We start from the raw sequence: 24,012 nt of genomic DNA on the forward strand, positions 1-24,012 counted from the left end.
TCCATTGCAGACCCAGCCGACCGTAGTCCCGCCCGCCACGGACGACAGCCGCGAGCGCCTGGCGCAGCTCCAGGGCATCACCGCGGAACTCCTCGACCGCGCGCGCGCCGCGGGCGCCAGCCAGGCCGAGGTGTCGTGCTCCGAGGAGCGCGGCCTGAACGTCAACGTGCGCATGGGCGCGGTGGAGACGGTCGAATCCACGCATGACCGCGGCATCGGCGTGACCGTGTACTTCGGGCAGCGCAAGGGCAGCGCGAGCACCGCCGACCTGCGCCCGGAGAGCCTGGAAGCGACCGTGGCGCAGGCCTGCGCGATTGCCCGCCACACGGAGGACGACCCGGCGGCCGGGCTTGCCGACGCCGCGCTGATGGCGCGCGAGGTACGCGAATTCGATACCTGGCATCCCTGGGCGCTGGATGCCGACCACGCGATCGACCTGGCGCTGGCCTGCGAGCAGGCCGGACGCGATGCCGACCCGCGGATTGCCAACTCCGACGGCGCGTCGGTCGGCAGCGGCACCTCGCTCAGCGTCTACGCCAACAGCCACGGCTTCGTCGGCGCCGAGCGCGACAGCCACCACAGCATCGGCTGCGCGTTGATCGCCGGCGAAGGCGACGCCATGCAGCGCGACGGCTGGTACAGCGTGGCGCTGGCGGCCGAAGACCTGCAGTCGCCGGCCGCGATCGGCCACCAGGCAGCGCAGCGCGCCGCAGCGCGCCTCGATCCCAAGCCGCTGGCGACCGGCCGCTACCCGGTGCTGTTCGCCTCCGAGGTCGCGCGTTCGCTGGTCGGGCACCTGCTGGGCGCGGTGTCCGGCGGCGCGCTGTACCGCGGCGCGAGCTTCCTGGTGGACAGCGTCGGCGAGCAGCTGTTCCCCGACTGGTTCGCGATCGACGAACGGCCGTTCCTGCAGCGCGGGCTGCGTTCGTCGGCCTACGACAGCGAGGGCGTGGCGACGCGCGAGTCGCCGCTGGTGGCCGGCGGCGTGCTGCAGCGCTACGTGCTGGGCAGCTATTCGGCGCGCAAGCTCGGGCTGCAGACCACCGGCAATGCCGGCGGCGTGCACAACCTGGAGGTGGCGGCCAATGCCGGCGACCTCGAGGACATGCTGCGCGGCATGGGCCGCGGCCTGCTGGTCACCGAGTTGATGGGGCAGGGCGTGAACACCGTCACCGGCGACTATTCGCGCGGCGCCGCCGGGTTCTGGATCGAGGACGGCGTGGTCGCCTTCCCGGTGGACGGCATCACCATCGCCGGCAAGCTGCGCGAGATGTTCTCCGCCATCGACGCCGTAGGGCGCGACGTCGACCCGCGCTCGCACATCCGCACCGGCTCGATCCTCATCGGTGGCATGACCGTCGCCGGGGAATGAGCCGGGTGCCATCGGTTGGGTTGCGCTGCCTCGCGGCATCCCCATGCTATAGGGAGGCCCGGATGCGCCGGCCAGGAGACCCGTGATGCAACAGACCACCCATCTCGCCAGCACACCCGCCACCGGCAGCGAACGCCAATGGGCCGCGCTGGCGCACATTGCCGCCCTTGTCCTTGCGCTGTGCACCAGCTGGATCGCCGGCGTGGCCGGCATCCTCGGCGCCGGGGCCGTCTACCTGTTCAAGCGCGGCGACTCGTCGTTCGTCGCCAACCATGCCCGCGAGGCGTTGAACTTCAACCTCAGCATGTTCATCTACGCCTGCATCGCCTTCGCGATCGGCGTGGTGCTGATCGGGGCCACCGTGCTCACGCTCGGCATCGGCATCATCCTCACCGCGCCGGCCGGACTGGCGCTGATGGTCGCCATCGCCGCGATCGCGCTGATGTGGCTGGTGTGCAGCATCATCGCCGCGGTGAAAGCCTGGAACGGCGAGTCCTACCGCTACCCGCTGACGATGCGCCTGTTCTGACCCGCGCGCGTCAGTGCCTGCGCTCGACCGCGAATTCGGCGAGCGTGGCAAGCGTGGCGGCGCGCGGGCCGAACGGCGCCAGCGCGTAGCGGATGGTGGACGCGAGCGTCGCGAGGCGCCCGCGTGAGGCGTCCACGCCGACCAGCGCCGGGAACGTGGCCTTGTCCTGCGCCGCGTCCTTGCCGGCGGTCTTGCCCATCGTGGCACTGTCGCCCTCGACATCGAGCAGGTCGTCGCGCACCTGGAACGCAAGCCCGAGCGCGTCGGCGTAGGCGTCCAGGCGCAGGCGTGCGTCGGCATCCGCGCCGGCGACGATCGCGCCCATGCGCACGGCGGCGCGGATCAGGGCACCGGTCTTGAGCGCATGCAGGTGCTCCAGCGCGACCAGCGTGGCCGATGCGTCGCCGGTTGCGGCCAGGTCGAGCGCCTGTCCGCCGCACATGCCGGCGCCACCGGCCGCGGCGGCGAGTTCACGCAGCATTGCAACACGCACGGGATCGCTGGTCCCGGCGTCGGCCAGCACGGCGAAGGCCAACGCCTGCAGTGCGTCGCCGGCGAGGATGGCGGTGGCTTCATCGAATGCGACGTGCACGGTGGGCTGGCCGCGGCGCAGGGCATCGTCGTCCATCGCCGGCAGGTCGTCGTGGACCAGCGAATAGGCATGCACGAGCTCGATCGCCGCGGCGGCCGCGTCGAGTGCGTCCTCATCCGCGCCAAAGGCGGTGCCGGTGGCGTACACCAGCAGCGGGCGCATGCGCTTGCCGCCGAGCAGCACGGCATGGCGCATGGCCGCGTGCAGGCGCGGTTCGGCGGCAGGGTGGCGTTCCAGCGTACGTTCGAGGACGGCGTCGATGCGCTCGCGCCACGCTGCGATCCGCGCGGCCCTTGCCTCGGGGTCAGGCATCGTCGATGTCGCGGCCCGGGAAGGGCTCGGCGCGCTCCGGTTGCTGTGGATCGGTCAGCAGGCGCACGCGGAGCTCGGCCTGCTCCAGTGCCTGCTGGCAGCGGCGGTAGAGGCCGACGCCGCGCTCATACGCGGCAAGCGAATCCTCGAGGCTCATCTCGCCGTGCTCCATCTTCTCCACCAGTTGCTCGAGCAGGTCGAGCGAGGCTTCGAAATCGGCGACGGGCGAGGCGTCGTTGGTGGTGGCGAGCTTGCGTGGCATGCCGCCAGTTTACGCCATGTGCCGCCAATGGAGGCCTGCGCCACGGGCGCGCAGCCACGTGGCAAGGCGGGCCGACAGCAGGCTGTCGCCGGCCGCGAGCAGGATGCCGTCGGCGGCCGTCAGCAGCGGCATGCGCGCGCGTTGCCAGGGCGGCAGCGCGTCGCGCTGGAGCAGGTCTTTCAGTGCATGCGAGTGCGTGCGGCCAGGGAGCACGATGCGTTCGCCGCCGCGCCGCGCATGCGCTGTCAGCGGTGCATCGAAGCCGTCCGCGCCGAGCAGCGACAGCGTGCCACCCCCGGGCAGCGGCAGCGGCGCGCGGCCGTCCCATCCGGTTTCCCAGTCCGCGGGCAGCGGCGCCAACTGGGCGCCGGCGTGCAGGCGGCCGCGCCACGCGTGGACCACCGCGCCCGCCCAGGCGAACGCCGCCACGCTGTCGCCGCGCGCCGGGAGCAGGTCGTCCGTGATGCGGGCGACGCCGGTGGCCGGCAATGGCGGCAGCGCCAGGTCGGCGATCCACGCGCGCAGCACGCGCGCACGCCGCGCCGCGGGCAGCGCGAGCAGGGCACTGATGGACAGGCCCGGATCGCCTGGCGACGTGGTCGGTGATGCATCGCGTGCCGCATGGAGCGCCCTCTGGTCGCCTGCGGCCAGCAGGTCGCTGGCCTCCGCGGACAGCGCCGCGCAGCGCGCGAGCGCGGCGTCGGCCTCGGGCCAGCGTGCGCGCAGCAGCGGCATGACCTGGTGGCGCAGGTAGTTGCGGTCGTGGACGGAGTCGGTGTTCGCCGGGTCGTCCAGCCACGCAAGCGCGTGCCGCGTGGCGTAGGCATGCAGCGTGGCGCGCGGCAGCGCCAGCAGCGGGCGCCACAGCCCGCCCCGTGCGAAACGGCGCCAGGCGCGCATCGATGCGAGTCCGTCGGGGCCGGATGCGCGCAACGCACGCAGCAGGAAGGTCTCGGCCTGGTCATCGCGATGGTGCGCCAGCGCGAGCACCTCGCCGTCGCCCAGCGCGGCGGCGAACGCGGCGTGCCGCGCCGCGCGCGCGGCCGCCTCCAGCCCGAGTCCCGCATCGCGCGCCACGCCGACGCGCGCCACGTGCAAGGGCACGTCGAGCGTGGCGCAGGCGCGCGCACAGTGCGCGGCCCAGGCGTCGGCATCGGCGTGCAGTCCGTGGTGGACATGGATCGCGCGCAGTCCGCGCGCGCGGATCGAGGCGTCGGCGGCCAGCAAGTGCAGCAGCACCGTGGAATCCAGCCCGCCGCTCAGCGCCACCAGCACCGCACCGGCAGACACCGGGCAATCGGGCAGGGCGATGCTGTCGGGAAACGGAGGCGAGCGCATGCCACGATGGTGCCATGCCCCCGCAATGCAGTGATCCGTCGCCGGTCACCTGCCTGCGGCCGCGCTGCGCCTACAGTGGTCCGCCACGTCCGCGGAAGACCTCCATGAGCCAGCTGTTCCAGCCACTGCGCCAGCGCGACATCGTGCTGCGCAACCGCATCGCCATATCGCCGATGTGCATGTATTCCTCGGTCGATGGCCTGCCGGGCGACTGGCACCTGGTGCACCTGGGCAGCCGCGCCGCGGGTGGCGCCGGCGTGGTGATGACCGAGGCCGCGGCGGTGTGCGCCGAGGGGCGCATCTCGCCGCAGGACGCGGGCATCTGGAACGACGCGCAGGCCGTGGCCTGGGCGCCGGTGGCGCGCTTCATCGCCGGCCAGGGCGCGGTGCCCGCCATGCAGCTCGCGCACGCCGGGCGCAAGGCCAGCACCCATGCACCGTGGCGCGGCGATGGCGCGGTGCCGTTGGCGGACGGCGGCTGGACCGTCGTGGCGCCCTCGGCCGAAGCCTATGCCGACCACTATCCCCAGCCGCTGGAACTCGACGCGGACGGGATCGCGCGCGTGGTCGCGGATTTCCGCGCCGCCGCGGCACGTGCGCTGGATGCGGGCTTCCAGCTGGTCGAGCTCCATGCCGCGCATGGCTACCTGCTGCACCAGTTCCTGTCGCCGCTCGCCAACCGCCGCGACGATGCCTGGGGTGGCGGCTTCGAGGGCCGCACGCGGATCGTCCGCGAGGTGGTGTCCGCCGTGCGCGAGGCGTGGCCGGAGCGCCTGCCGTTGTGGATGCGGATCTCGGCCACCGACTGGGTCGATGGTGGCTGGGACGTGGAGCAGAGCGTGGAACTGGCGCGCGGCGTGAAGGCGCTGGGCGTCGACCTGATCGACGTGTCCAGCGGCGGACTGGACCGGCGGCAGGAGATCGCGACCGGCCCCGGCTACCAGGTGCCGTTCGCCGCGCGCATCCGCCGCGAGGCTGGCATCGCCACCGGCGCCGTGGGCCTGGTGACAGAAGCGGCGCAGGCCGAGCGGATCGTGGCCACCGGCGATGCCGACGTGGTGCTGGTGGCGCGCCAGTCGCTGCGCGATCCGTACTTTCCGATGCGCGCGGCAAAGGCGCTGGGCGTCACGCCCGCGGTGCCGGTGCAGTACCAGCGCGCCTGGGGCGACTAGGCGGCCCAGGCGCGTGCGTGCCGCTCAGGCGGCTTCGTACGCGCCGTAGCTGCGCAGGCGCTTGTAGCGCCTGTCCAGCAGCAGCTCGCTGGACATGCCGTCGAGGGCGTCGAGTTCGTTGAGCAGCACGGCCTTCAGGCGCTTGGCCATCTGCTTCGGGTTGCGGTGCGCGCCGCCGATCGGCTCGCGTACCAGCTTGTCCACCAGGCCCAGGCCGAGCAGGCGCTTGGCGGTGAGACCGAGCTGCTCGGCGGCGTCGCGCGCCTTGCCGGCGTCCTTCCACAGGATCGAGGCGCAGCCTTCGGGCGAGATCACCGAATAGGTGCTGTATTCGAGCATCAGCGTGCGGTCGCCCACGCCGATCGCGAGCGCGCCACCCGAACCGCCTTCGCCGATCACCGTACATATGATCGGCGTCTTCAGCTCGGCCATTTCCATCAGGTTGCGGGCGATCGCCTCGGACTGGCCGCGTTCTTCGGCGCCGATGCCGGGGTAGGCGCCAGGCGTGTCGATGAAGGTCAGCAGCGGCAGCCTGAAGCGCTCGGCCATCTTCATCAGGCGCAGCGCCTTGCGGTAACCCTCGGGGCGCGGCATGCCGAAGTTGCGGCGCACCTTGGCCTTCGTGTCGCGGCCCTTCTGGTGGCCGATGATCATCACCGGGCGGCCACCGATGCGGCCGAGCCCGCCAACGATCGCCGGGTCGTCGGCGTACGCACGGTCGCCGGCCAGTTCCTGGAACTCGTCGCAGATGAAGCGGATGTAGTCGTTGATGTAGGGCCGCGCCGGGTGGCGCGCGAGCTGCGACACCTGCCACGGCGACAGGTCGCGGAAGATCTGCGCGGTGCGCAGGCGCAGCTTGTCCTGCAGCGTGCGCAGTTCGGCGTCCACGTTCACCGACGAGCCGGACCCGGCATGGCGCAGGTCCTGGATGCGCGCCTCGAGGTCGGCGATCGGCTGTTCGAAGTCGAGGTAATTCGGGTTCATCGACGGTCTTGGCACGGGAAAGCGGCCAGTCTAGCCGACGGCGCCCGCGAAGGCCGTACCCGGGCGTGCGGTCGCGACTACGGCGCCGGTTGCGACCAGGGCCTGGCGCCGACCGCCACGCGCACCGCCTTGACACCGGGCTGCGCACGCAGTTCGCCGACCATGGTCGGGTCCACGCGCACCGACTGCGCGCCGTTGACGTCGAGGCTGCCGGCCGCGCCGCTGGCCAGCAGCAGGTCGTAGCGCAGTGGCGTGGATCCCGGACGGTGGCGCGCGAGCAGCGCTTCGACGCGTTCCAGGACGCCTGCCACGCGCAGGTCCAGGCGCAGCGACATGCGCTGCGCGGCCTGCTCGCAGACCTGCTGGAAATCCCAGGCGCGGCGTGCGCGCAGCGAAAACCCGCCGCTGAACTCGTCTTCGCGCAACCCGCCTTCCACGATCACGATGCGGTCGCGCGTGAGGAGCGCCGCATTCTCGAACCAGGCGTCCGAGAAGAACGCGCATTCCAGCCGTCCGCGCCCGTCCTCGATGTGCACGAACGCCTGCGACTCGCCGCGCTTGCGCATGCCCGCGACCTGGCCGGCGACCACCACCGTGACCTCCTGGCGCCAGCCGCCGCGCCCCCCGTCCTTGCCGCCGCCGCGCGTCGATGCACCCGATTCCCACAGCGCATCGAGCTGGCCGAGGTCGCAGCCGACCAGCGCCCTGAGTTCCTCGCGGCAGGGGTCGAGCGGATGGCCGCTGAGGTAATGGCCGAGCGTCTCGCGTTCGCCGGCAAGCCTCTGCTGCAGCGGCCATTCCGCGGTTTCGCGCAGCTCGATGCGCGCCGCCGCCTGCGGCTCGGCGAACCCGCCGAACAGCGAAGCCTGCCCGGCCTCGCGTTCGCGCGCGAGCTGTTCGGTCGCCTTCAGCACCTCGGGCAGCTGCAGCGTGAGCGAGGCGCGGTTGAGGCCGAGCGCGTCGAGCGCGCCGGCGTTGACCAGTGCCTCCAGCGTGCGCCGGTTGAGGCGCGCGGATTCCACGCGGCGGCAGAAATCGAGCAGGTCCGCGTACGGTCCGCCCCTGCACCGCTCCTCCGCGATCGCCTCGCAGGCACCCTGGCCGACGCCCTTCACCGCGCCCAGCCCGTAGCGCAGCGTGACGCCGTCCATGGCCTGGAACATGTAGCCCGAGGCGTTGACGTCCGGCGGCTGCACGTCGAGTCCGAGCTTGCGCGCCTCGTCCAGGAACATGACCACCTTGTCGGTGTTGTCCATGTCCGACGACAGCACCGCCGCCATGAATTCGGCCGGGTGGTGCACCTTCAGCCACGCGGTCTGGTAGGCGACCAGCGCGTAGGCGGCCGAGTGCGACTTGTTGAAGCCGTACTCGGCGAACTTTTCCATCAGGTCGAAGATCTGCGTCGCCACCTTCGGGTCGACGCCGTTGCCGGCGGCGCCGGATTCGAACTTGGCGCGCTCCTTGGCCATCTCCGCGGCGTTCTTCTTGCCCATCGCGCGGCGCAGCAGGTCGGCGCCGCCCAGCGAGTAGCCGGCCAGGACCTGGGCGATCTGCATCACCTGTTCCTGGTAGACGATCACCCCGTAGGTCGGCTTGAGCACCGTTTCCAGCGACGGATGCGGATAGCTGACCACGGCGTTGCCGTGCTTGCGGTCCACCCAGTCCTTGTCCATCCCCGAACCCAGCGGGCCGGGGCGGAACAGCGCGGCCAGCGCGATGATGTCCTCGAACACGTCTGGCCTGGCGCGCTTGAGGAGCTCGCGCATGCCGCGCGATTCGAACTGGAACACCGCCACCGTCTCGCCGCGCGCGAACAGCTCGTAGGTGGCCTTGTCGTCGAGCGCGAGCTTGGTGATGTCGAGCGGCGCGGCCGACGGCTCCGCGCCGGTCCGCGCGCGCGCGTTGATCGCCTTCACCGCCCAGTCGATGATCGTCAGCGTGCGCAGGCCGAGGAAGTCGAACTTCACCAGCCCCACGCTTTCCACGTCGTCCTTGTCGAACTGGGTGACCGGGTTGCGGCCGCGGCCGTCGCCGTCGTGTTCGGCGTACAGCGGGCAGAAGTCGGACAGCGGCGACGGCGCGATCACCACGCCGCCGGCGTGCTTGCCGGCGTTGCGCGTCAGATCCTCGAGCTGCAGGGCGAGGTCGATGAGGTCGCGCACATCGTCCTCGTCGCCGTAGCGGGCGATGAGTTCGTCGGAGCGCCAGGCGTCGTCCTTGCGGCCCTTCTCGGTGCGGCCGAGTGCATCGGCGAGCGACACGCCCAGCGTCATCGGCACCAGCTTGGCGACGCTGTCCACGAAGCCGTAGGGGAAGCCGAGCACGCGGCCGGTGTCGCGCACCACCGCCTTGGCGGCCATGGTGCCGTAGGTGATGATCTGGCTGACGCGGTCGCGGCCGTACTTGGCGGCGACGTACTCGATCACCTCGTCGCGGCGGTCCATGCAGAAGTCGATGTCGAAGTCGGGCATCGACACGCGTTCGGGGTTGAGGAAGCGCTCGAACAGCAGGTCGTAGGGCAGCGGGTCGAGGTCGGTGATGCCCAACGCCCAGGCGACCAGCGAGCCGGCGCCCGACCCGCGGCCCGGACCGACCGGGATGCCGTGGTCCTTGGCCCAGTTGATGAAGTCCGCGACGATCAGGAAGTAGCCGGGGAAGCCCATCGAGACGATGACGCCGAGCTCGGTGTCCAGGCGCGCGTCGTAGCTGGCGCGGTCGTGGCCGGGCGCCAGCGGCTGCACGGCCAGGCGCCGGTCGAGCCCGTCGCGCGCCTCGCTGCGGATCCACGAATCCAGGGTGTGGTCGCTGGGCACCGGGAACGCCGGCAGGTAGTACGTGCCCAGGCGCAGCTCGAGGTTGCAGCGCTGCGCGAGCGCCACGGCGTTGTCGATCGCGTCGGGCGCGTCGGTGAACAGCGCCACCATCTCGTCGGCGGACTTCAGGTACTGCTCGGCGGTGTGCTCGTGCGGGCGGCGCGGGTCGTCGAGCGCGCGCCCGGAGGCGATGCACACGCGCGCCTCGTGCGCGTCGAAGCCGTCGCCATCGAGGAAGCGCACCTCGTTGCCGGCCACCAGCGGCACCCCGCAGGGCGCGGCGGCGTACAGCGCGAAGTCGTTGAACGCGGCCTCGTCGGCAAACCCGCAGCGCGCCAGCTGCAGGTGCAGGCCGTCGTCGAGCACGCCGCGCCAGTCGCGCAGCCAGGCTTCGGCCAGGTCGTGCTTGCCGGCGGCCACCAGGCGTCCGGCCGGGGAGTGGCGACCGGCGAGCGCGAACAGGCCGCGGTGGTCCTCGCGCAGCCATTCCGGACGCACCACCACGCCATCGTGGCGCTGGCCTTCCATCCAGGCCCGCGTCAGCAGGCGCGAGAGCGCCAGGTAGCCGTCATGGTCGCGGCAGAGCAGGGTGAGCGTGGCCGGGGCATCGTTGCCGTCTGCGACACTGATGTCCGCGCCTGCGATCGGCTTGATGCCGGCGGCTTCGGCGGCCTTGAAGAATTTGACCAGCGAAAACAGGTTGTTGCGGTCGGTGACCGCGACCGATGGCTGGCCCATGGCCACGCAGCGCTTGACGAGGTCCGGGATGCGGATCGTCGAGTCGGCGAGTGAATACTCGCTGTGCAGGTTGAGGTGGACGAAACGAGGGGACATCGCGGGACCGGCGTGGCAACACGCAGGTTAGGTGCCCGCTCCCGCGCGGACAAGGCTTGACAGCCCGATCCGCGCGGATCGCCCTCAGTGAACCTGGAACCGTGCCGCGCCGGCCTCGTCGAGGTAGGTGCTGCGACCGCGCTCGAGGATGTGCGCCAGCAGCCGCACCTCGGCCTCGCGCGCCTCCAGCCACTCGTCGCGTCCGAACGCGATCCCGTGCGGGCGTTCGCCGCGCAGGATCGCCTCCTCGAGCCGCAGGCGACGGAAATCGAGGTAGGCCTCGAGTTCATCGATCAGCGCCGGCATGGCCAGGTCGACCAGCAATGCGTAGTCGAGGCCACCAACCACCGGCACGGCGTCAGGCAACAGGCGCTCGGTGCCGTTGGCGTAGTCCTCCAGCAAACGGATGCGATCCTTGAGGCCGGGGTCAAGCTGCCAGGCGGGTTCCCGCGCGAGCATCCGCAGGGCACGCAGGCAACGCGCCCGCTGGCGGATGCCGGCGAGCCTGGAACTGGTCGTCTGTTGGCCGAGGACCTGGCGCGTGGCGCTTGCGATGACGTCGAGCTGCGGGACATGCTCCGGTCCGGCCAGCGCGCTGGCCACGCTCTGGAACCGCGCGATGGTGCGCTGGTCGGGGACCCGGCCGGCGATGTGGTTGCGACGCGCGCGCCCCGAAGGGTCGGCCGTGGGCAACGGCAGAGTGTCGAGATGGACGTACATGGCGTTCTCCGCATGGAGCGCCTTCTGGCGGGATCCAAGCGTGCTGCAGTTTCCTCCGCGAAGCTTGACGGAACCGTGCGGGGACCATGATGGAAATGCGAGGGAATGCGACGTTGCCGGTCCGGGGCGGTTCCGGCGTTCTTACCGGGACCCGCTGCTGGGCGCTATCGGGCCGGCATTTCCATGGTGGATGACGCACGCGTCTATCGATTCGGTGACGTCGAAGTCGACACCGCCGCACACCGGGTCGTGCGCGGCGGGCACCCCGTGGCGCTGGAACCCAAGGCCTACGCGGTCCTGCTGGCGCTGCTGGCGCAACCCGGTTACGCGATTTCGCGCGATGAACTGCTGGACCAGGTCTGGGGACACCGCCATGTCACGCCAGGCGTGCTGAACCGGGTGGTTGCACAGCTGCGCAAGGCGCTGGGCGATCATGCGGAGCATCCGCATTACATCCAGACCGTGCACGCGGTCGGGTACCGGTTCATGTGCGATCCGGAAGTGGATGTCGCCCCGGCACCACCCGTCGCATCGGAAATTTCAGACGGCATGCCCGCGGTGGAAATTTCGGCGGTGCACGACCTGGCCGAGGAACGGGGCGCGGGCCGGTCTCCCTGGCTGCGCGTGGTGGCGGTGGCAATGCTGGTCGTGCTCGCGGCGACCGCCTGGTGGCGCTTCGCCCCGCCCCAGGCCACGTCACCTACCGCGGCCACGATCGCGCTTCGCCCGTTCACGATGGTCGGCGGCAGCGCCGCCGATGCCTGGTTCGCCGAAGGCCTCGCCGTGGAGTTGCACGACGCGCTGGCATCGGTGCCGGGCCTCAGGGTGGCGGCGCTGATGGACCCGGCGGATCCGCGCCGCAAGGCCGACGTGCGCGAGCTAGGGCGCATGCTCGATGTCCGCGCCGTGCTCGACGCCAGCGTCCGCCGCGATGGCGACCGGGTGCGCATCAGCGCGCGCCTCAGCGATACCGGCACCGGCTACGTGTTGTGGAGCCGCAGTTATGAACACGCGCTTTCGGAAGTGTTCGACACCCAGGGCGCGATCGCCGCCGAGGTCGTCGAATCCATGCTGGGCGCGGTGCCGGGCCAGGGCGAGTCGCTGCGGCGGCGCCTCGCGCCGACGCGCAGCGTGGCGGCGTTCGAGGCCTACCTGCGCGGCGTGGAACTCGCGCGCTCCCCGCTCGACCGCGAGCGCAGTGGCCAGGCCGCGGAGGCGTTTCGCGCGGCGCTCGCCGAGGACGCGGAGTTCGCCCGCGCACAGGCGGCGCTGTGCACCACGGAAACCCGGCGCTTCGAGTACTGGAACGATGCCGAGGCCCACCAGCGTGCGCTGGCGGCCTGCAGGCGGGCGCTGGAGATGGTGCCGGTGCCGCCGGAGGCGTCGCTCGCCCTCGGCAACCTGCTGCGCGTGGATGGCGAGCTGGACAAGGCCGAGGTCCATTTCAACGCCGCCAGCCACGCACCGGCGGTCGCGGCGCTGGCGCATGTCGGCCTCGGCAAGGTGGCGGCGGCGCGTGGCGATGTCGCAGGGTCGCGCCGGCAGTTCGACCGGGCGCTGGCGCTGGCGCCGCAGGACGCGCGGGTTCACGCCGAGACCGGCTACCAGGCGTATCGCGACGGGCGTCTGGGGGACGCGCGGCGCGCCTACCGCCGCGCCCTGGAACTGGACCCCGACAACGCCGGCAACTGGAACACCCTCGGGTTCCTGCACCTGTTGGCGGGCGAGGACGACGAGGCTTCACGCGCCTTCGAGCGGTCGATCGCGATCACGCCCAGCGCCGACGTGCTGGCGAACTTCGCGCTCCTGCGCGGCCAGGCCGGCGATCACGAGGGCGCGGTCGCGCTGTACCGGCGCGCGCTCGAACTCGACCCCGACGACTACATCAACTGGGGCAACCTGGCCGACGGCCTGCGCGCCAGCGGCGCCGCACCGGCGGAGGTGCGGGCGGCCTACAGTGAGGCGGAGCAGCGCGTGCGCCGCTACCTGGGCATCAACGAGGGAGACGGCTATGCCCAGGCCGCGCTGGGCTGGTACTGCGCCAACCTCGGCAAGCGTGACGAGGCACTTGCCCTGGTGCGGACGTCCGGCGCCGCGGAAACCGGCGATCGCGCGGAGATCGCGCTCTACAACGCCGAGAGCCTGGCGATGCTGGGCCTGCGCGAGGCCGCGCGCCAGGAGTTCGAACGCGCGCGCGAAGCAGGGATTTCGGACGCCCGGATCCGCGCAAGCCAGCTCCGCGAATGATCCCGCGCGCCGGCGTGCCGCGTCCGCTGAATCAAGGGGCGGACACGCCGAGGTCCGCGAACAGGTCGCGGGACTCGGATGCGCGCACCGGCGCGAAGCTCCTGCGATGCTCGGGGCAGGGGCCGTGCGCGCGCAGGGCCTGCAGGTGAGCGGGCGTGCCATAGCCCTTGTGCGCATCGAAGCCGTAGTGCGGATAGCACGCATGCAGCGCCTGCAGGGCGCGGTCGCGGGTGACCTTGGCGAGGATCGACGCGGCCATGATGCTGCGGTCCCGCGCGTCGCCGCCCACCCAGGCCTCGGCCGGGCAGGGCAGTCCGCGTGGCAGCGCGTTGCCGTCGATGCGTGCGCAGCCGGCGGCATGGGCGACGCCTTCGACGGCCTGGCGCATGCCCAGCATGGTCGCCTGGTGGATGTTGAGCCGGTCGATCTCGGAGGCGGCGATCGTCACCACGTGCCAGGCCAGCGCGCGCTCGACGATGCGCGCATACAGGGTTTCGCGCCGCGATGCGCACAGCTGCTTGGAGTCGTCGAGTCCGTTGACGCGCGGCCGCGCCGGGTCGAACACCACCGCGGCCACCACGACCGGGCCCGCCAGCGGGCCGCGGCCGGCTTCGTCGACGCCCGCGACCAGCAGGGTCGCCGCGAGGCTGCAGTCATGCCCATCGCTGCGGGTGATGCCGCCGGCGCGTGGGGGGCGCTGCCTCATGCCGGCGCCTCTGCGGACGCGGCGACGTGGTGGCGAGGATCGACGAGTTCGGCCACCGCGCCGGCGGCCTCGTGCGAGGCGTCGCGGCGCAGCATCAGGTGCAGTTCGCGGTAGCGCGGCGCGAGAGCCGCGACCGCATCGGGGTCGGCAAACCAGGCCAGCACCGCCTCCGCCAGCTTCTCCGGCGTGCAGTCGTCCTGCATCAGTTCGGGCGCGATGGTTTCGCCGGCCAGCACGTTGGGCAGCGCGTAGCGGTCGACCTTCAGCAGGCCGAGGCCCTTGACGATCGCATGCGTGGTCGGCGCGATGCGGTAGCCGACCACCATCGGCCGCTTGGCCAGCATGGTTTCGAGCGTCGCGGTGCCTGAGGCGAGCAGCACCACGTCGGCGGCGAACATCGCGTCGCGCGCCTGGCCGTCCAGCAGGTGGACCGCGGGCAGGGTATGGGCCGGACCGGGGAGCAGCGCGGACAGGGCACCGCGGCACGCGGCGTTCGCTGCCGGCACCAGGACCTGCAGGCCGGGAATGCGCTGCCCGACCCGTGCCGCCGCCGCCAGGAAGGTGGGGCCGAGGCGTCCGATCTCGCCGAGCCGCGAGCCGGGCAGTACGGCCAGGACCGGTGCGTCGCTGGGCAGGCCAAGCCGCGCGCGCGCGGCGGCGCGATCGGGTTCGAGCGGCATGGCATCGGCCATCGGGTGGCCGACGAAGCGCGCATCCACGCCGTGGCGGGCGTAGATCGCCGGCTCCATCGGGAACAGGCACAGCACGCGGTCGGCGCTGCGGCCGATCTTCGCCGCGCGGCCCTGGCGCCAGGCCCACACCGAGGGGCTGACGTAATGCACGGTGCGGATGCCACGGGACTTGAGCTGGCGTTCCAGCCCGAGGTTGAAGTCGGGCGCATCGATGCCGATGAACACGTCCGGGCGCCAGTCGACAAGGCGCGCACGCAGCCCGCGTCGCAGCGCCAGCAGCCGCGGCAGGTGCGCGAGCACTTCGCTGAGGCCCATCACCGCCAGCTCGCCGGCGTCGTGCCAGGTGTCGACGCCGGCGGCGCGCATCGCATCGCCGCCGACGCCTGCGAACCCGGCATCCGGGAAACGCGCCCGCAGGCTGTCGACCAGCCCCGCGCCGAGCAGGTCGCCCGAGGCCTCGCCGGCCACCAGCGCGAAGCGCGGCGCGCGCGCGCTCACCGCAGCAGCGGCCGTTCGCCGGCCTCGATGAAGTCGAGCATGCGCCGCACGTCGTCGCTGTCGGCGGCCATCGCCGCGAGCCTGGCGCGCGCGTCGTCCAGGCTGTCGCCGGACATGTACACCGCGCGGTAGGCGCGGCGGATCGCGGCGATACGCTCACCGTCGAACCCGCGGCGCTTCAGGCCCTCGGCGTTGATCCCGCGCGGCCGGCCGTAGCCGTCCTGCGCGACCATCAGGTAGGGCGCGACGTCGCCGTTGACGAACGCGCCCATGCCCACGAAGGCATGGTCGCCGACCCGGCAGAACTGGTGCACCCCGGCAAAGCCGCTGAGGATGACGTGGTCACCGACCGAGACATGGCCGGCCAGGGTGGCATTGTTGGAGAACACGCAGTGGTTGCCGACCACGCAGTCGTGCGCCACGTGCGCGTAGGCCAGCAGCCAGTTGTCGTCGCCGATGCGGGTGACGCCGCCACCGCCCAAGGTGCCGCGGCTGATGGTCACGAACTCGCGGATGACGTTGCGGTCGCCGATCACCAGTTCGACGCGCTCGCCGCGGTACTTCTTGTCCTGCGGCTCGCCGCCGATCGCGGCATGGCCGTGGACACGGTTGTCGCGGCCGATGCGGGTGGGCCCCTGGATGCTGCAGTGGCCGCCGATGCGGCTGCCATCGCCGATCTCGACGTCGGCGCCGATCGAGGTGAACGGGCCGATCGTGACCCCTTCGCCGATCCGCGCAGCAGGATCGACGACCGCGCTGGCGTGGATCGTCGTGGCGGCCATCTCAGTCCTTGACCTCGGCGCACAGGATGTCTGCGCACGCGACCTGTTCGCCGTCGACGCTGGCGAGGCCGCAATAGAGCGTCATGTTGCGGATCTCGCGCTTGATGGTGACCTCGAGGTCGAGGCGGTCGCCGGGCTCGACCATGCGCGAGAAGCGCGCGTTGTCGATCTTCACCAGGTACGACAGGCGTCCTTCGGCGGTGCCGCCCTGCGACAGCTGGGTGAGCACGCCGCCGGCCTGCGCCAGTGCCTCGACCACCAGCACGCCCGGCATCACCGGGCGATCGGGGAAGTGCCCCTGGAAATACGCTTCGTTCACCGTGACGTTCTTGTAGGCGAGGACGCGCCTGTGCGCCTCGAATTCGACCACGCGGTCGACCAGCAGGAACGGATAGCGGTGCGGCAGCATGGTACGGATGGCATTGACGCCGATCGGCAACTGCACGGCGGGTGGGGTCATGGTGTCTCCTTGTCGAGGCGCTGCACCTGCCGGGCCAGCGCGTCGAGTTGCCTGAAGCGAGCGGCGCTCTTGCGCCAGCTCCGCGTGTCCATCAGTGGCGTGCCGGAAGAATACTCGCCCGGCGCGTCGATCGAACTGGTGACCAGGGCCATCGCGTTGATCATCGCGCGGTCGCAGACGGTGAGGTGGCCGAGGATGCCGGCGCCACCACCGACCAGGCAGTAGCGGCCGATCACCGCGCTGCCGGCAACCGCCGCGCAGCCGGCCATGGCGGTATGCGCGCCGATGCGGACGTTGTGGCCGATCTGGATCTGGTTGTCGAGGCGCACGTCCTCCTCGAGCACGGTGTCTTCGATGGCACCACGGTCGATGGTGGTGTTGGCGCCGATCTCGCAGTCGTCGCCGACGCGCACGCCGCCCTGCTGCGGCACCTTGGTCCAGCGCCCGCCGTCCATCGCCAGGCCGAAACCGTCGGCGCCGAGCACGGCACCCGGGTGGATCAGCACGCGCTCGCCCAGTCGCACGCGGCGCACCAGGGTGACGCGCGCCACGAGATGGCTGCCCGCGCCGACCACGCAGTCTTCGCCGATCACGCAGCCCGCGCCGATGATCGCGCCCGCACCCACCACCGAGCGCTCGCCGATGACCACGAAGGGACCGATCTCGGCGGAAGGATCGACTTTCGCCCCGGACCCGACCACCGCGCTGGCGTGCACGCCAGCGCGCGGCGCCCGCGGTGGATCGAACAGCGCGGCGATGCGCGCGAACGCGACGTAGGGGTCGCGCGCGACCAGCAGCGTGCGGTCAAGACCGTCGGCGTCCGACTCGCCCACCACCACCACGCCTGCCGCGGAGCCGGTCAGCTGGCTGCGGTAGCGCGGATTGGACAGGAACGAAAGCTGCCGCGGGCCGGCACCGGACAGCGTGGCGACCGCGTCGACCTCGGTCCCGCCGTCACCGCGCAGCACCAGCCCGAAGCGTTCGGCCAGCGCCGCCGCCGTCAGGGTCGTGGTCGAGTGCATGGGATGCCCGCCGTTAGAACGCGCCGCCGAAGGTGAACTGCAGGCGCTCGATCTCGTCGCCTTCCTTCTTGCGCAGCGGGAACGCGTAGCTGATCGAGATCGGCCCGACCGGTGCGCGCCACATCAGCGCCACGCCGGCCGACGAACGCAGTTCGCCGGTATCGAACGCGTCCATGTCCTTGAACACGTTGCCGAAGTCGACGAACGCCGAGACGCGCGCCGCGGGCGAGTCGAGCAGGGTGGGGAAGAACATCTCCAGCGCGCCGATGGTCTTCACCGCGCCGCCGACGACCTGGCGGTAGTTGCTGCCGAACGCGGACTCGCGCGGGCCCAGGGTGTTGTCGCGGAACCCGCGTACCGAGCGCGCACCACCGGCGTAGAAGTTCTCGAAGAACGGCAGGCCGTCGGCGATCGCGTTGCGGCGCTGCGGCAGGTCGTCGGTGTCCTCGGGCGAGTCCGGGTCGTAGACGATGCCTTCGCGGGCCGGCCCGTAACTGTCGCCGTAGCCGATCTCGGCGCGGGTGTTGAGCACCAGCGCGCGCGAGATGGGCCAGTACTTGGAAAACTCGTAGTTGAGCTTGTAGTACTCGGCGGTGGAGCCCGGCAGGGTGACCTCGGCCGAGATCCGCTGCAGCGTGCCGCGGCTCGGCTGCAGGAAATCGTTGCGGGTATCGCGGGCCCAGCCCACCTCGCCGCGCCAGGCGTGGAAGGTGCGCTGGCCGATGACATCGATGTAATCGACGATCGACTGCGGCGAGCTTCCGCGGAATGCGAAGATCTGGTTGCTGTCGATGCCGAACATCGCCGAGAAGCTGTCGTGTTCGGAAATCGGGATGCCGAGCATGACCTGCGCGGCGCGGCTGGTCGACGAGTACTGCGCGGTGTTGAACTCGGAGTTGTCGAATTCGCGCCACCAGACGTTGTAGCCGAGCGACAGGCCGTCATCGGTGAAGTAGGGGTTCACGTACGAGAACGAGTAGCGCTGCAGGTAGACGTTGCGCTGCGCCTCGATCGAGATCCGGTTGCCGCTGCCCAGGAAGTTGTTCTGCGACAGCTGCACCGACGTGGTCATGCCGCTGAGCTGCGAGTAGCCGAGGCCGAACATGAAGCTGCCCGACGTGGTCTCGGTGACGCTGAACTCCACGTCGACCAGGTCGTTGCTGCCGGCGACCGGCTTGCTCTCGACGTTGACGCTGCCGGATTCGAAGAAGCCGAGGCGCTGCAGGCGGACCTTGGAACGGTCGATCGCGGCCTGCGAATACCACGCGCCCTCGAACTGGCGCATCTCGCGGCGCATGACCTCGTCGGAGGTGCGCGAGTTGCCCTTGAACACGATGCGGCGCACGTTGACGCGCGGACCCGGCACCACCTGCAGGTTGATCGAGACCTTGCGGTTCTCGCGGTCGATGTCGGGGATCACGTTGACCTGGGCGAACGCGTAGCCGATGTTGCTGAGCGTGGCGGTGATCTGGTCGGAGCTGAACTCGAGGAGCGCGCGTGAGAACGACATGCCCGACTGCATCAGCACCAGCTTCTCGATGTCCTCCTTGGGCAGCACCGTGTCGCCGGTGACCTCGACCTTGTCGACGGTGAACACCTCGCCCTCGGTGAGCCCTGCGGTGATGTACATCTCGCGCCGGTCGGGGCTGATCGCGACCTGGATGTTGTCTTCGCTGAAGTCGACGTAGCCGCGGTCGAGGTAGAAGTTGCGCAGCTTCTCGCGGTCGCCCTCGAGTTTCTCGCGCGAGTACTGGTCGTCGCGGCGGTACCAGCTGAGCCAGTTGCTCTCGCCGGACTCCCAGCTGTCGGTGAGCTCCTCGTCGTCGAAGGTCTCGTTGCCGACCAGGTTGATGTGGCTGATCTTGGCCGCCTTGCCTTCCTTGACGTTGATGGTCACGTCGACGCGGTTGCGGTCGAGCGTCGACACCGTCGGCGTGATCTCGACGTTGTACTTGCCGCGGTTGTTGTACTGGCGGGTGAGTTCCTGGGTGACGCGGTCGAGCGCGAGGCGGTCGAAGGTCTCGCCCTCGGCCAGGCCGATGTCGCGCAGGCCCTTGCTCAGGTCCTCGGTCTTGATGTCCTTGTTGCCGACCAGCGTGAGCTTGTTGATGGCCGGGCGCTCGGTCACCGTCACCACCAGGATGTCGCCCTGGCGGCCGATGCGCACGTCCTCGAAGAAGCCGGTCTTGTACAGCGCGCGGATGGCGTCGCCGACGCGGCTGCTGTCGACCGTATCGCCACGTTCGATCGGCAGGTACGTGAATACGGTGCCGGCGCCGATGCGCTGCAGGCCGTCGACACGGATGTCGCTGACCGTGAAGGCGCCCCGGGACACGGCTGTACTTGCCGGCGTGGCGGGCGGCGGCGCAATGCCGAAGGCGGCCTGCGGATCGACCGGCTGCTGGGCCAGGGCCGGGGTCGCGAGCGACGAGGCCAGGGCGAGGGCGAGCAGGCGGCGTTTCGGGTATCGCGTCATCAAATGCGTCCGGGTGTGGCGGTTCGGGGGTATACGGGTCGTGCAGCGGTCTTGCGGGTGGCGTCAGCGCACCAGTTGCAGGATGTCGTTGTAGAACGCCAGGCCCATCAGGCCGGCGAGCATCGCAAGTCCGACGTACTGGCCGGCAACCATCGCGCGCTCGCCGAGCGGGCTGCCCTTGACCAACTCGATAAGGTAATACAACAGGTGACCGCCGTCCAAGATCGGGATCGGCAGCAGGTTGATGATGGCCAGGCTGAGCGACAGCAGGGCGAGGAAGCTGAGGAACCACGCGGGCCCCAGGTTCGCCGAAGCATTGGCGTAGCGGGCGATGGTGATCGGGCCGGACACGTTTTCCGCCGATGCGCGGCCGGTCAGCAGGCGCCGGATCATGCCCAGCGAGTCGCTGGCCAGGCGCCCGGTCTCGGCGACCGCGGCCGGCAGCGCGGCCAGCGGACCATGGCGCAGCAGGGCATCGGGCGTCGGCGCCCGGGCGGCATCGGGGGTGATGCCGAGCGCCCAGAAGGGTTCGCGGCCCTCGACTTCGGCCAGGGCAGGGGCGAGTTCCAGCGCCAGGCGCTCACCGTCGCGCTGCACCTCGACCATTCCGGTGCCACCCTGCTCGCCCAGCGCCTGCACCAGCGGGCCGATCGCGTCGAACGAGTCCACGGGGTTGCCGTCGATGGCGGTGATGCGGTCGCCGTCGGCCAGCACGCCCCAGGCGGCGCCGTCCTCGCGCACGCTGCCCACCACCGCCGGCAGCAGGTGGCTGCGCGGCACCAGGCCGATCGCGCGGACCGCGCGGCGCTCGTCCATGTCGGCGGGCAGGGTGGACAGCCGCAGGGCGCGGGTGGCCTCGTCGCCGGCGGCGGTGCGAACGCGCACGTCCAGGTCGCCACGGTCCATCGCCGCGGTCGTCAGGGCGATCGCCGCCTCGCTCCAGGTCGGCGTGGCGCGTTCGCCGACCGCGAGCACCGTGTCGCCGGGCGCGAGGCCGGCCTCGGCGGCGATGCCCGAAACCTGGCCCAGCACCGGCATGAAATCAGGCCGGCCGATCACGAACATCGCCCACAGCAGCGCGACGCACAGCAGCAGGTTGGCCAGCGGGCCCGCGGCGACGATGGCGATCCGGCGCCACACGGATTTGCGGTTGAAGGCCTGCCCGGCCTCGGCCGGGTCGACGTCGCCCTCGCGCTCGTCGAGCATCTTCACGTAGCCGCCGAGCGGCAGCGCGGCGATGACGTATTCGGTGCCGTCGCGGCCGCGGCGCGACCACAGCGGCTTGCCGAAGCCGATCGAGAAGCGCAGCACCTTGACGCCGTTGCGGCGCGCCACCCAGTAGTGGCCGAATTCGTGGAATGTCACCAGCACGCCAAGGCTGACGATCATCCACCACACGGAACCGAGGAACGTACTCATGGGGGCGCGGATCCGTGTGCGTCAGGCGCGGTGGCGGGACAGGGCGGCGGTGGCGACGCGGCGGGCTTCGCCATCGGCTTCGCGCAGTACGTCGAGCGAGTCGGCGGCGCGCGCGGGCAGCGCCTCCAGGGTCTCCGCGACCAGCGCGGGAATGGACAGGAAGCCTACCCGGCCCTGAAGGAAGGCTGAAACCGCGATCTCGTTGGCGGCATTGAGCACCGCCGGCGCAGTTCCGCCGGCAGCCAGGGCGGCATAGGCGAGGCCGAGGCAGGGGAAGGCGGCGGTGTCCGGCGCCTCGAAGTCGAGCCGGCCATGCGCCAGCAGGTCGAGGCCGGCGACGCCCGACTGCACCCGCTCCGGCCAGCCCAACCCCACCGCCAGCGCCGTGCGCATGTCGGGCAGCCCCAGCTGCGCGAGGGTGGAGCCGTCGATGAACTCGACCAGCGAATGCACCAGGCTCTGCGGGTGGACGAGCACGTCGACCCGGCCCGGCGCCAGGCCGAACAGGTGGCAGGCCTCGATCACCTCGAGGCCCTTGTTCATGAGCGTGGCTGAATCCACCGAGATCTTCGGGCCCATGGACCACTTGGGGTGGGCCACGGCCTGCGCCGGGGTGACATCGGCCAGCGCGGCGCGGTCGCGCCCGCGGAACGGCCCGCCGGAGGCGGTCAGCACGATGCGCCGCACTCCAGCGGCGGCGCCGTCGCCGGGCAGGCACTGGAAGATGGCGTTGTGCTCGCTGTCGATCGGGATGATCCGTGCGCCGCCGTCGCGGGCCGCGGCCATCAGCAGCTCGCCGGCCAGTACCAGCGATTCCTTGTTGGCCAGCAGCAGGCGCTTGCCGGCGCGCGCCGCGGCCAGCGTGGAATCGAGGCCGGCGGCACCGACGATCGCGGCCACGACCGTGTCGCACGCCGGGCCCGAGGCGAGCGCGTCGATGGCGGCGGCCCCGGCATGCGCGCGCGTCGCCAGGCCGGCATCGGCCAGGCCGTCGCGCAGCGCGGCAAAGCCTGCGTCATCGGCGATCACCGCGTCGTCGGGGCGGTGCGTGCGGCACAGCGCGACCAACGCCGCGACGTTGCTGCCGGCGGCCAGCACGCTGGCGCGCATCGTGTCCGGATGGCGCGCCACGACGTCGAGCGCGGACGCACCGATCGAGCCGGTCGCGCCGAGGATCGCCACGCGTTGCATCAGAAGCCCAGCCAGAACTTGCCGAGCGCGAACACCGGGAGGGCGGCGAGCACGCTGTCGAGCCGGTCCATGATTCCGCCATGGCCGGGGATCAGGTTGCCCGAGTCCTTGGCGCCGACATGGCGCTTGAGCAGGCTCTCGAACAGGTCGCCCACGACCGAAAACAGCACCGTCAGCAGCGCCACCAGCGCCACCAGCGCAAGTTGCGCCGGCGACGTGCCCAGCAGCCACGCACCGAGCACCGCGACCAGGATGCCCACGGCCAGGCCGCCGACCAGGCCGGCGACGGTCTTGTTGGGACTGATGCGCGGTGCCAGCTTGCGCTTGCCCCAGGCGCGGCCGGCGAAGTACGCGCCGGTGTCGGTGGCCCAGACGGTGGCCAGGGCGAGCAGCAGCCAGCCCGGGCCGTCGTGGTGCAGCAGCGCGAGCGCGCACCAGGCGGGTATCACCGCCAGCGTCGCCGCGGCCAGCTTGAACACCCGCGCATTGGTGTCGTGGTCGGACGCGAAGTCGTAATGCACCAGCCACAGCATGGCCAGCAGCCACCACACCACGCCCACCACCAGCGCCAGCTTGAACAGCACCATCGTGCCGCCCGACCCGCCGGTGGCCCACGCCAGGGCGACCATCAGCAGCAGGTTGAGCACCAGCAACGCGCCGCGCGCCAGCGTGTCCTCGATCTCGGCCAGCGCGAACCACTCCCACATGCCGGCGAGGAAGACGATCGCGGCGAGCAGCACCATCCACTGGGTCGGCAGCAGGAGCACGGCGGCGATGGTGGCCGGCCCCATGATGAAGGCGGCGAGGAGGCGGGTGCGGGTCATGGCGTCGGGGTGTCCGTGGTCGGTGCGGCGGCCACGGCCACCTGGTCGCCGGTCAGCCCGAAACGGCGCTCGCGGCTGGCGAAGGCGTCGAGCGCCTGTTGGAGGGTCGCGGCGTCGAGGTCGGGCCACAGCAGGTCGGTGAACCACAGTTCGGTGTAGGCCAGCTGCCACAGCAGGAAATTGCTGATGCGCAGGTCGCCGCCGGTGCGGATGAACAGGTCGGGTGCCGGCAGGTCGGCCAGCGCCAGGCGCGCGGCGAGCGCCGCCTCGTCGATGTCGTCCGGCGACATGCGGCCGGCGGCGACTTCCACGGCCAGTTCGCGCGCGGCGCGGGCGATGTCCTGCCGCCCGCCGTAGCTGGCGGCGATCGACAGTGCCAGCCGGCGATTGCCCGCGGTCAGTGCCTCGGCCGCCTGCATGCGCGCGGCGATGGCCGGGTCGAAGCGGCCACGCTCGCCGATGAAACGCACGCGCACGCCGCGCCGGTGCAGTTCGCCGACTTCGCGCTCCAGCGCATTGAGGAACAGCTTCATCAGCGCCCCGACCTCTTCGGCGGGACGGCCCCAGTTCTCGCTGGAAAACGCGAACAACGTGAGCGCCTGGATGCCGCGCTCGATGCAGAAATCGATGCACAGGTTGACCGCGCGCGCGCCGGCGCGATGGCCGATGGCGCGCGGGCGCTTGCGACGTGCCGCCCAGCGGCCATTGCCGTCCATGATGACGGCGACGTGGCGCGGTACCGGTTGCGATGTGGCCGTGGCGCTCAT

General features: G+C 71.3%; 20 protein-coding genes. 4 read left to right on the top strand and 16 right to left on the bottom strand.

What is annotated here, in order from left to right; all coding sequences use genetic code 11:
- Window positions 1-58 precede the first annotated feature (58 nt).
- Together pmbA and IDM46_RS06045 are read left to right on the top strand one after the other, a co-directional pair.
- On the top strand, window positions 59-1,372 hold the full coding sequence (pmbA, locus tag IDM46_RS06040) for a metalloprotease PmbA (RefSeq protein ID WP_223878059.1): 1,314 nt from the start codon (window positions 59-61) through the stop codon (window positions 1,370-1,372).
- An 85-nt stretch (window positions 1,373-1,457) separates the two neighbouring features.
- Window positions 1,458-1,901 carry a DUF4870 domain-containing protein gene (locus tag IDM46_RS06045; RefSeq protein ID WP_185115114.1) on the top strand — a complete coding sequence of 148 codons (444 nt, stop codon included), beginning with the start codon at window positions 1,458-1,460 and terminating at the stop codon, window positions 1,899-1,901.
- 10 nt (window positions 1,902-1,911) lie between these two features.
- On the opposite strand, the gene IDM46_RS06050 is transcribed toward IDM46_RS06045, so the two are convergent.
- From IDM46_RS06050 to tilS, 3 genes are read right to left on the bottom strand one after another with little or no spacing between them, the layout of a single operon-like run.
- Window positions 1,912-2,805 carry a farnesyl diphosphate synthase gene (locus IDM46_RS06050; protein ID WP_185115115.1) on the bottom strand — a complete coding sequence of 298 codons (894 nt, stop codon included), beginning with the start codon at window positions 2,803-2,805 and terminating at the stop codon, window positions 1,912-1,914.
- The gene (locus IDM46_RS06055; RefSeq protein WP_185115116.1) at window positions 2,798-3,067 is read right to left on the bottom strand and encodes an exodeoxyribonuclease VII small subunit; all 270 of its coding nucleotides are present in this window, start codon (window positions 3,065-3,067) and stop codon (window positions 2,798-2,800) included. Before IDM46_RS06055 ends, IDM46_RS06050 begins: the two co-directional genes overlap by 8 nt.
- 9 nt (window positions 3,068-3,076) lie before the next feature.
- Entirely contained in the window at window positions 3,077-4,405 is a 1,329-nt protein-coding gene (gene tilS / locus IDM46_RS06060; RefSeq protein ID WP_185115117.1) for a tRNA lysidine(34) synthetase TilS, read from the bottom strand.
- 104 nt (window positions 4,406-4,509) lie between these two features.
- On the opposite strand from tilS, the gene IDM46_RS06065 reads away from it, so the two are divergent.
- Complete coding sequence (locus tag IDM46_RS06065) at window positions 4,510-5,577, top strand: NADH:flavin oxidoreductase/NADH oxidase (RefSeq protein ID WP_185115118.1); 1,068 nt, start codon at window positions 4,510-4,512, stop codon at window positions 5,575-5,577.
- A gap of 24 nt (window positions 5,578-5,601) precedes the next feature.
- On the opposite strand, the gene IDM46_RS06070 is transcribed toward IDM46_RS06065, so the two are convergent.
- The 3 genes from IDM46_RS06070 to IDM46_RS06080 form a co-directional block, all read right to left on the bottom strand.
- Window positions 5,602-6,561 (bottom strand): acetyl-CoA carboxylase carboxyltransferase subunit alpha, encoded by a 960-nt coding sequence (locus tag IDM46_RS06070; RefSeq protein ID WP_185115119.1) that lies wholly within the window; start codon window positions 6,559-6,561, stop codon window positions 5,602-5,604.
- 77 nt (window positions 6,562-6,638) lie between these two features.
- Window positions 6,639-10,208: a DNA polymerase III subunit alpha gene (gene dnaE / locus IDM46_RS06075; protein ID WP_185115120.1), complete on the bottom strand. Its 3,570-nt coding sequence runs from the start codon at window positions 10,206-10,208 to the stop codon at window positions 6,639-6,641.
- 84 nt (window positions 10,209-10,292) lie between these two features.
- Window positions 10,293-10,928 (bottom strand): hypothetical protein, encoded by a 636-nt coding sequence (locus IDM46_RS06080; RefSeq protein ID WP_185115121.1) that lies wholly within the window; start codon window positions 10,926-10,928, stop codon window positions 10,293-10,295.
- A 186-nt stretch (window positions 10,929-11,114) separates the two neighbouring features.
- On the opposite strand from IDM46_RS06080, the gene IDM46_RS06085 reads away from it, so the two are divergent.
- Window positions 11,115-13,175: a tetratricopeptide repeat protein gene (locus tag IDM46_RS06085; protein ID WP_185115122.1), complete on the top strand. Its 2,061-nt coding sequence runs from the start codon at window positions 11,115-11,117 to the stop codon at window positions 13,173-13,175.
- Between the two features lie 31 nt (window positions 13,176-13,206).
- Here the strand turns inward: IDM46_RS06085 and IDM46_RS06090 are convergent, their stop codons facing one another.
- From IDM46_RS06090 to uppS, 10 genes are all read right to left on the bottom strand, one after another.
- Complete coding sequence (locus tag IDM46_RS06090) at window positions 13,207-13,881, bottom strand: ribonuclease HII (RefSeq protein WP_185115123.1); 675 nt, start codon at window positions 13,879-13,881, stop codon at window positions 13,207-13,209.
- The gene (gene lpxB, locus IDM46_RS06095) at window positions 13,878-15,071 is read right to left on the bottom strand and encodes a lipid-A-disaccharide synthase (protein ID WP_185115124.1); all 1,194 of its coding nucleotides are present in this window, start codon (window positions 15,069-15,071) and stop codon (window positions 13,878-13,880) included. The genes IDM46_RS06090 and lpxB overlap by 4 nt, the downstream gene beginning before the upstream one ends.
- Window positions 15,068-15,853, bottom strand: a complete 786-nt coding sequence (lpxA, locus tag IDM46_RS06100; protein ID WP_185115125.1) for an acyl-ACP--UDP-N-acetylglucosamine O-acyltransferase — start codon at window positions 15,851-15,853, stop codon at window positions 15,068-15,070. The genes lpxB and lpxA overlap by 4 nt, the downstream gene beginning before the upstream one ends.
- 1 nt (window position 15,854) lies before the next feature.
- Window positions 15,855-16,313: a 3-hydroxyacyl-ACP dehydratase FabZ gene (gene fabZ / locus IDM46_RS06105; protein WP_182821436.1), complete on the bottom strand. Its 459-nt coding sequence runs from the start codon at window positions 16,311-16,313 to the stop codon at window positions 15,855-15,857.
- Entirely contained in the window at window positions 16,310-17,335 is a 1,026-nt protein-coding gene (lpxD, locus tag IDM46_RS06110; protein WP_185115126.1) for a UDP-3-O-(3-hydroxymyristoyl)glucosamine N-acyltransferase, read from the bottom strand. The genes fabZ and lpxD overlap by 4 nt, the downstream gene beginning before the upstream one ends.
- A 13-nt stretch (window positions 17,336-17,348) precedes the next feature.
- The gene (gene bamA, locus IDM46_RS06115) at window positions 17,349-19,811 is read right to left on the bottom strand and encodes an outer membrane protein assembly factor BamA (RefSeq protein ID WP_182821433.1); all 2,463 of its coding nucleotides are present in this window, start codon (window positions 19,809-19,811) and stop codon (window positions 17,349-17,351) included.
- A 63-nt stretch (window positions 19,812-19,874) separates the two neighbouring features.
- Window positions 19,875-21,230, bottom strand: coding sequence for an RIP metalloprotease RseP (gene rseP / locus IDM46_RS06120; RefSeq protein ID WP_185115127.1), 1,356 nt, complete (start codon window positions 21,228-21,230; stop codon window positions 19,875-19,877).
- A gap of 21 nt (window positions 21,231-21,251) precedes the next feature.
- On the bottom strand, window positions 21,252-22,436 hold the full coding sequence (locus IDM46_RS06125; RefSeq protein ID WP_185115281.1) for a 1-deoxy-D-xylulose-5-phosphate reductoisomerase: 1,185 nt from the start codon (window positions 22,434-22,436) through the stop codon (window positions 21,252-21,254).
- Window positions 22,421-23,245: a phosphatidate cytidylyltransferase gene (locus IDM46_RS06130; protein ID WP_182821428.1), complete on the bottom strand. Its 825-nt coding sequence runs from the start codon at window positions 23,243-23,245 to the stop codon at window positions 22,421-22,423. The genes IDM46_RS06125 and IDM46_RS06130 overlap by 16 nt, the downstream gene beginning before the upstream one ends.
- Entirely contained in the window at window positions 23,242-24,012 is a 771-nt protein-coding gene (uppS, locus tag IDM46_RS06135; RefSeq protein ID WP_182821426.1) for a polyprenyl diphosphate synthase, read from the bottom strand. The genes IDM46_RS06130 and uppS overlap by 4 nt, the downstream gene beginning before the upstream one ends.

The organism is Luteimonas sp. MC1825, from assembly GCF_014764385.1.
Classification (GTDB): Bacteria; Pseudomonadota; Gammaproteobacteria; order Xanthomonadales; family Xanthomonadaceae; genus Luteimonas.